Source organism: Bacillus cereus group sp. MYBK216-1 (assembly GCF_051916495.1).
GTDB classification, from domain to species: Bacteria; Bacillota; Bacilli; order Bacillales; family Bacillaceae_G; genus Bacillus_A; species Bacillus_A thuringiensis_K.
This window is the reverse complement of record NZ_JBQAGT010000031.1, coordinates 1-8,630: the sequence shown is the minus strand read 5'-3', so window position 1 is coordinate 8,630 and position 8,630 is coordinate 1. Positions and strand designations below refer to the sequence as shown.

Genomic DNA, 8,630 nt, shown 5'->3' with positions numbered 1-8,630 from the left:
AAGTTAGTTTGTCTAGCATCTAAAATAAAAATTGACGTTTCACGTTGTTTGTTTCGTTCAGTTTTCAAAGAACTACTTGGTCGCTCATTTGCGACTTCCTTATGTTAACATTTTCATCTTTCAATGTCAACTAAGTTTTTTATTTCGTTTGTCGCTTTCGACGTTGTTGTCATCGGCGACTTGTTCTATATTACACCTCTATACTCTAATCGTCAATACCTTTTATCCTTTTTATTTTATAAATTATGAAGGGTATTTTTATACTTCTTCCCTAAAGATTAATAAACTAGCGCAGTCCCTTTCATAATCGACAGTTTATACTTTCTAAAGAATGAATATCAAGCCAAACAAATATATATTAAAAGTAGCTTTTTTATTTAGACTTCTCTCTAGAAATTATAAATACACCATACATTTACTAAAAATCTAATTAACCTTAGGAGGCGTTATGAAATGCATGTTAATAAGAAAATCATTTATGTATCCCATGATGCCCATTTCCACGGAGCACAGCTGCTTTCTTTACATACTATTAAAGCTCTCAAAGAAAACTTTCATTACTCCGTCGCAATTATTTCTATTGGAACGGGCATTTTAATCCACGACTTTCAAAAGTATGGTCCTGTTTATTGCCTAGAGGAAGACTACCCAACGGACAAAAAGATCGAATCATTAATAAAGAAGTTATTATCACAAGACTATACCATCGCCATATGTAGTACCGTCATAAGTGGTGATATAGTTGCATTACTAGCTAAACATAATATAAAAGTTATTTCATTAATACATGAATTGCCGCATTTAATACAACAGTACTCTGCTGAGGGAAAAGCGATAAAAATTGCCGAGTCTGCTCACAAAATTGTCTTCCCTTCACAATACGTGTATGAAAAGTTCCGTACAATCACCCAATTAGATCATCAAAAGTGCCACATCCTCCCTCAAGGTTTGTTTAACCACAATCCTTATAAGAACAATATTACAAAAGCGAGAAACGAATTACGAAAAAAACACAACCTGCCTCTAGATAGCAAAATCATTTTGGGGGTAGGCTTCGCTGATCATCGAAAAGGGATAGATTTATTCTCACTTATTGCTTACTCAGTAAGAAAGATTCATAAAAATATTCATTTTATCTGGGTTGGGAAAACAGATGTTCACTTTTTAAACACGCTATCACCAAGATATACAGCACATTTTACATTAGTGGATCCTACTCCAGATATCGGTTTATATAACGCTGGGGCTGATTTATATTTATTAACTTCAAGAGAAGATCCTTTCCCAAACGTGGTTTTAGAAGCATTAGATACAAAACTCCCTGTTATAGGGTTTAAAAACGCTGGAGGTTTTGAAGATGTTGTTACGGAACAAACTGGCGCATTAGTAGACTATTTAAACTTACCGATGATGCTGGAAAAAATATACGAATTTATCGGGGATGAAGATTTACGATTACAAAAAGGGACCTTTGGCCAAGAACTTATTGAAAAAAATTTCAACTTTCTTCATTACATTTATCAATTATTAAACTTGCTTGAGCATAATTATAAAAAAATAAGCGTCATTGTACCGAACTATAATTACGAAAAATACTTATCCGAACGAGTTAAATCAATATTAAATCAAACCTATCCCCTTTACGAACTAATTTTCCTAGACGATGCCTCTACTGACAATAGCGTATCTATATTTGAAAAGCTGCTCTCAAACGAAAATAAACATCACCTGAAAATTCAGCAGATTATTAATTATAAAAACTCTGGTTCTGTATTTAAACAATGGATAAAAGGTGTCTCTGCAGCAACCGGTGATTATATTTGGATTGCTGAGGCCGATGACTTATGTGATCAGACATTTTTAGAAGAAGTAATACAAGGTTTTCATATAGATAGTGATGTTGCCTTAAGCTACACACAATCAAAACAAATAGATGAACAAGGAAATATATTGGCCAATCATTATTTAGATTACACAAATGATATTGATAAAGAAAAATGGCAGAGTTCTTATGTGCGAAAAGGGATAGATGAAATACAAGATACGTTACTTATCAAAAACACCATACCTAATGTCTCAAGTGTAGTTTTTAAAAACATAGATATAAAAACAACAGCAAAACAATTGGAACAGTTTAAAATAGCCGGTGATTGGTTTTTCTATGTTTCTATCCTTAAAGAGGGGAACATTTATTTCAATTCAAAACCTCTAAACTATCATAGACGACATGCAAATAGTGTAACGAGAGCAGAAGATTCATATTCCCATTACAGTGAAGTTGTACAAATGCAGAATTTCATTAAAGAAACCTTTACTATCGACGACATTTCAAAAAAGAAAATGTACGCATATAGAAAGTATCTTAAAACATATTTGAAGGTTTAATTATATATTTTCTTTACCATTAGTATCTCTTGTAAGACATTACTATTATTTAAGGAGGGTTACTCTTTGAAAGAATTTATAGAGGCAAATAAAGATTTGATTTCTCAAATTGCACAGAACTACAATGTAAATGCAAGTATCCATCCGGAGGATCATATCTTCCAATTCCTGGTCACGAATCCAGTCTTTCCTTCTAAAAAAGAAGCAATAGATTATTATTTTAAAGATGGAAGAAAATCAGCAGAAACACTCTTAGATTTAATGACTTCCTTTTATCCTCCTGTAGACACTCCAACAAAATTATTAGAATTCGCATCCGGATATGGCTGCGTAACACGCCATTTATTAAACTTACAAACGAACTTACATATAACTACCTGTGATATACATGAAGAGGCTATTAGTTTTATTGAACGCACATTAAATACTTCATCTATCTTATCTCACCCTGAGCCGGAACAAGTAAAATTATCGTCTACGTATGATATCGTTTTTGGTCTATCCTTTTTTTCTCATATGCCTGATACAACTTGGTTTCGTTGGCTTCAAACATTGTATAATGCTGTGTCCCCTGGCGGATTATTCATTTTCACAACTCATGGATATCAAAGTAAAAAGTACTTCGGCTTTCCAGATTTAAATAAACAGGGTTATTGGTTTCTCCCCTCTAGTGAACAACTGGATTTAGATGTGCATCAATACGGGCAAACGATCGTTAGTCCCTCTTACGTATGTGACAAAATTAAATTATTACCTTATAATCCTATCATCAAAAAATACACTGAAGGTTTTTGGTGGGAACATCAAGACCTTTGGGTAATACAAAAAGAAACAAAATAATAAACCATGCTCTACTTATACAGAAGTAGGGCATGGCTTATTATTTTTTACTATATAAGAACTCTTCAATCCATAGCTTATTTAATCTAATTCCACTTTTGAAATCCACTTTCGGTTCCCAATTACATTCTCGTCTTACCCTATCTATATTTAAAATGATTTTTTGAACATTTTCTTGCTTTTGTTTATAGCAGATAAAGTCCACTTTTCTTTCCGTTAATTTCTCCAATTCTACTATAATTCGTTTTAAAGAGAGACCCTTGCCGCTCCCTATGTTATACACACAAGATTTCAAGCGATTTAATTGTGATAGTTGTATAGTGATTTCCACTAGATCATCGATATAAATATAATCTCGAATAATCTCTTGTGGATTCCCATATATATTAATCTTTTCATTACTGAGATGCTGATACAAAAAACAGTTTATTGCTCCAACTTTCTTTAACGGGTTTTGATATTTTCCATATGGATTAGAATATCTACATACAACATAGTCCATTCCATACTTTTTCTTATAAAAGTACAAATAATTTTCAAGCGACACTTTTGTTATTCCATAAGGAGATAGTGGTTTTAATGGATGTTTCTCATCAATAGGTAAATATTCTGGTTCACCATAAACTGTGCCTCCAGAGGATGCTAATACAATTTTTTTAATAGGGAAACGTTTAACAGTTTCCATGAAATTAAGAAAAAAAAAGCTACTGTTCCTATCTCCAAAAACATCTTCAATTGAAGTTGTTACATTAGACGTTGCAGCTAAATAAATAATAATATCCACATTTACTAAAGCCTTATATATATCTTCAACATTTGCTAAATCACCTTTAATAAATTCAACCTCACTTATAAGATTTTGAGGAAAATTATTTATATGTCTGGAAAATACTTTTACATTTTGACCTTGTTTCAATAAACCTAATGCGAGGTTAATACCAATGAAACTATTTCCACCTACTATTAAATAATTATTCTTCCCCATAATATCCTCTCTAGTAATAAGATTTTTGCTTATCACACCTAGAAATACAAATAAATGAACTTGGACACTTTTATTATTTCTTTTCTTATAATTAATTGTATGCCTCTTATACATTTTCATTATCTTTATTTTATATTTCCCTTTTAGAATGGCTTTCTTATTTAAGACGAAAGCAAAATACACTCATAATATTTACTCATTCTCATGAATATATTGGATTAATAAAAAATCCTCTTCTATACCCTTAAAAAAGGAGTGTTAAACTCATGAAAAATATAAATCAAAAGTTTTTAGAGTACATCATTCTACATAAAGATCGAATTCCGCATTTCCATAAGGATTTTCCCCTTATATTATTTTGGAGCCATAGAAGCGGATGTACCGCATTAGCTAATTGGTTCTTCTTTCAAATTGGATTATTTCCTGAAGCAAAGAAATACAATGATTTTATTCATTACTATGAATTCTGGGTATATAAAAATAACCCCAATTATATACAAGCGGTACATAGCGGTCTTCTAGAAGCCAAAAAGCACGTTTGTAAACTCGTACGAAATCCCTATAAGAGGGCCGTTAGCTCATTTTTATTACTTGCTGACAATCCTTATGCTAGTCCTCAATGGAATAGTATCCGAAAGTGTTTTTATAATGACAAGCATAGTAAGCAAGGAATATCATTCAAACAATTTTTATATTACGTTCAAGCACTTGGTTCCAATTCCCAAGTAATAGATATGCACTTTAGTCAACAATACGTCCAAGGTGAAGAAGCCTTTATCCAACGCTATATACCTTTAGAAGATTTTAATAAGCAAATTCCCAAAATAGAAAACGAATACGGTTTGATTAAATCTGACCTAACCAAACTTACAAGTTCAGGTCATCATCGCGCTCACAAGATGGTTTATACAGGAAGCTATGCAGAACTTAGCATTACAGATGAAGCCTTTCCCCGATTTCCAACATACGCAAGCTTTTATGACAAAGAAACAATGGATTTAGTTACAGAAATATATGCAAAGGACTTTGAAATGTATCCATACACGAAAGGGATATTTTAAACCCCTACGTTTTTCAATGAATAAAAGCAAATGTATCGCATAGCATAAAGTGAAACTTTAATTAGTGTGGGGTTCTCCCCTACTAATTATTCCCTTCTACCAATCTTACTTTTATGGTTTCCCTAATTTCTACCCACTCTCTTTGGTTTCACATGTGTCTGATACTATCCATAAAGTGAGGGCGTTTACGGGCAGTTCATATCCCACCCAACTTCTTTGCTCCAGCCGGATTTTAAGGTGAGAGCATTACTGCCATGAAAATAATGGGGGAAATACATTGCATTTTATACAGGAGGGATATCATGTGGAAGGTAATTTGAAGCACAATAATGGCTACTGCGTTATTTGTGAGAAGGAAGCTACATTTATAGAGCATAATGATTGGCTTAGAGATCACTATTTATGTTCTACATGCCACTCTATACCGAGGCAACGAGCTTTAGTTCATGTCTTAAATACATTTTTTCCAAAATGGGGGTCCTATCATATCCACGAGTCCTCACCAGGAGGGATTACAACTCAACTACTGATAAAAAACTGTAAAAACTATACATATTCTCAATACTTTAAAAACTATCCTCTTGGTCAATACTTTCAAGGAATTAGATGTGAGAATTTAGAAAACATGACTTTTCAAAATGAATCTTTTGATTTATTCATTACGCAAGATGTCTTTGAACACGTAATGGAGCCAGAGAAAGCCTTTAAAGAAATAGAACGTGTCTTAAAGCCTGGTGGCGCTCATGTGTTTACCGTCCCTTGGTATCATACACTCCCAAAGACTTTACAAAGAGCAAGAAACAATAAAGAAGGAATTGAGTATATGGAAGAGCCAATTTATCATGGAAATCCTATTGATGAGAAGGGGGCTTTAGTAACATTTGATTGGGGCCAAGATATGATTGAATATATTTATACACATGCAAATATGTATACAATTGTTTATTTACAAAAGGATAGATCACTAGGATTAGATGCTGAATTTCTACATGTTTTTATTAGTAAAAAACACGAACATAATTTTTAGGCACTATATAATTTGGAGGTTAACAAATGAATAACTTTAAGTTAGGAAATGATTTTGATAACCTTGTTAGTCCTCTTTCTGACGTTGAACTTCTAAATCTATTTATACAAAGTTGCTCACAAACAAAGATAAATGGTATCCCAGTACCTATGTTCCCCCCCGAAGAAATTCAACAACAGTTTGTAGGAGCTTCCTATGAACATGCTCTTTATGAAGCATATTTGTTTTATAACCATGTAAAAACATATGCCCAAAATTTAGGTGTTCCCTTGAATAAAGAACGTAAAATTTTAGACTTTGGTTGCGGATGGGGAAGAATTATACGCTTTTTTTTCAAAGATGTTCGCGATGAAAATTTACTTGGTATTGATGTAGATCCCGCAATGATTAACATTTGCAATGAAACGTTAGGAAGAGGAATATATAAAACAGCCAATCCACAACCTCCTGTAGAATTTATTAGTGACAATTCATTAGACATCATATTCGCTTATTCTGTATTCTCACATTTATCCGAAGAAACTGCAGAAAATTGGATAAAGGAATTTTCAAGAATTCTTCGTCCAGGTGGCATCTTCATAGCCACAACACAAGCGCGCTATTTTCTCGATTACTGTCAACAATTCAAGGAACACCCTGAATTCATTCAAACGGGTTGGCATAAAACTTTATCACAAGCTTTCCCAGATATAAATCGGGCCATCTCGGATTATGAAAGCGGTAATTTTGTCCACAGTCCTACAGGAGCGGGAGATGTTAGAAATAGTAGCTTCTACGGAGAAACCGTTATACCTAGAAATTATATTAAAAATCACTATGAGAAGTATTTAAAGCTACGGGACTTTTTTGATGACGCAAGCCGATTACCCCAAGCCCTATTTGTTCTCCAAAAAGATTAACTCTTTTCCTACATGGTAATGCGCATAATTTTATAATGAAAATCACTTTTCATCTCAGCCATATATTAAATGATCCAAGATTCCTCTATCGAGCAAACTGTAAAAACGAATTCAATATGAAGCACAACAAAATAGTAAGTAAATAACCTATCTAGCGCTTTAAACTCGATTCAAAAAATCAAAAGTAACTTCCCCCCCACTTTGAACTACAAAGAACATAAGGAGGATATACCTTGAAAATAATTGCTTTTTACTTACCGCAGTTTCATCAAATAAAAGAAAATGACAAATGGTGGGGAAAAGGTTTTACTGAATGGACAAATACTAAAAGTGCACGACCTTTATTTGCAGGACATTATCAACCTAGAGAACCTTATCAAGATTTTTATTATGACTTAACGGACCCATCCGTAAGAAAATGGCAAGCAAAAATTGCCAAAGCACACGGCATATATGGTTTTTGTTATTACCATTACTGGTTTAAAGGAAAAAGGCTATTGGAGACACCCTTTAATGAAGTACTTAAGACGGGCGAACCAGATTTTCCATTTTGCCTTTCTTGGGCAAATGAACCGTGGACAAAAACTTGGGATGGTCTTGATAGCCATATATTAATGCCTCAAAATTATGGAGAGTTATCGGATTGGAAAGAACACTTTGACTATTTATTACAAGCTTTCCAAGATGAAAGATATATTCGTATAGATGATAAACCCCTATTCATTATTTATCGTCCTGGGCATATCCCTGGCTGTGAGCAAATGCTTAATTACTGGGATACACTCGCACAAGAAAATGGTTTGAAAGGTATATACTTTGTAGAAACATTAAACAGCTTCCCACTTCCTAATATAAATGGGTTCGATGCTAGCATTCAATTCGAGCCTTTTTATACAATTGCTCATGATAGCTCTCCAGACATAAATAAGACAATATATGAGTCTGGTAAACAAATAAACGCTTGGGATTATGATAAAGTTTGGATGTATATACTAAAGCGATCTCCTCCAGAGAAAAAAACATTTCCCGGTGCCTTTGTTGACTGGGACAACACAGCACGTCGCAAAGACTTAAATAGCAGCATCTTTCTCGGTTCTACTCCTGAGAAGTTCACGATATACTTAAGTAAGCAAATTCATCGTACCTATTCTCTTTACAACAGCGAGTTTTTATTTATTAATGCGTGGAATGAATGGGCAGAAGGTACTTACTTAGAACCAGATAAAAAGCATGGATTCGCCTATTTAGAAGGAGTTAAACAGGCAATTAAGAGAGGTATGAAAGCATACAAAAAAGACGAGTCATTCTGACTCGTCTTAAGATTGCTTGGCGACGTCCTACTCTCACAGGGACAAGGTCCCAACTACCATCGGCGCTAGAGAGCTTAACTTCCGTGTTCGGTATGGGAACGGGTGTGACCTCTCTGCCATCAT

The 8,630-nt window shown here is 33.7% G+C and carries 7 protein-coding genes and 1 rRNA gene; 6 read left to right on the top strand and 2 right to left on the bottom strand.

Features of this window, described 5'->3' with window-relative positions; translation table 11 throughout:
• Positions 1–453: 453 nt before the first annotated feature.
• Positions 454–2,385: a glycosyltransferase gene (locus ACTFRH_RS30680; RefSeq protein WP_000558385.1), complete on the top strand. Its 1,932-nt coding sequence runs from the start codon at positions 454–456 to the stop codon at positions 2,383–2,385.
• A 66-nt stretch (positions 2,386–2,451) separates the two neighbouring features.
• A complete protein-coding gene (locus tag ACTFRH_RS30675; protein ID WP_000657498.1) occupies positions 2,452–3,225 on the top strand; it encodes a class I SAM-dependent methyltransferase in 774 nt (257 codons plus the stop codon).
• A 40-nt stretch (positions 3,226–3,265) separates the two neighbouring features.
• Here ACTFRH_RS30675 and ACTFRH_RS30670 read toward each other — a convergent pair whose 3' ends face one another.
• Positions 3,266–4,210, bottom strand: coding sequence for an NAD-dependent epimerase/dehydratase family protein (locus ACTFRH_RS30670; RefSeq protein ID WP_000517674.1), 945 nt, complete (start codon positions 4,208–4,210; stop codon positions 3,266–3,268).
• A gap of 266 nt (positions 4,211–4,476) precedes the next feature.
• Here ACTFRH_RS30670 and ACTFRH_RS30665 point away from each other — a divergent pair, with 266 nt between their 5' ends.
• From ACTFRH_RS30665 to ACTFRH_RS30650, 4 genes are all read left to right on the top strand, one after another.
• Positions 4,477–5,271 (top strand): sulfotransferase family 2 domain-containing protein, encoded by a 795-nt coding sequence (locus ACTFRH_RS30665; protein WP_000790062.1) that lies wholly within the window; start codon positions 4,477–4,479, stop codon positions 5,269–5,271.
• A gap of 304 nt (positions 5,272–5,575) precedes the next feature.
• Positions 5,576–6,298, top strand: coding sequence for a class I SAM-dependent methyltransferase (locus ACTFRH_RS30660; RefSeq protein ID WP_000398923.1), 723 nt, complete (start codon positions 5,576–5,578; stop codon positions 6,296–6,298).
• 26 nt (positions 6,299–6,324) lie between these two features.
• The gene (locus ACTFRH_RS30655) at positions 6,325–7,197 is read left to right on the top strand and encodes a class I SAM-dependent methyltransferase (RefSeq protein WP_001058686.1); all 873 of its coding nucleotides are present in this window, start codon (positions 6,325–6,327) and stop codon (positions 7,195–7,197) included.
• A gap of 233 nt (positions 7,198–7,430) precedes the next feature.
• The gene (locus tag ACTFRH_RS30650; RefSeq protein WP_000690962.1) at positions 7,431–8,507 is read left to right on the top strand and encodes a glycosyltransferase WbsX family protein; all 1,077 of its coding nucleotides are present in this window, start codon (positions 7,431–7,433) and stop codon (positions 8,505–8,507) included.
• A gap of 14 nt (positions 8,508–8,521) precedes the next feature.
• Here the strand turns inward: ACTFRH_RS30650 and rrf are convergent.
• Positions 8,522–8,630, bottom strand: a 5S ribosomal RNA gene (rrf, locus tag ACTFRH_RS30645); the annotation flags it as partial.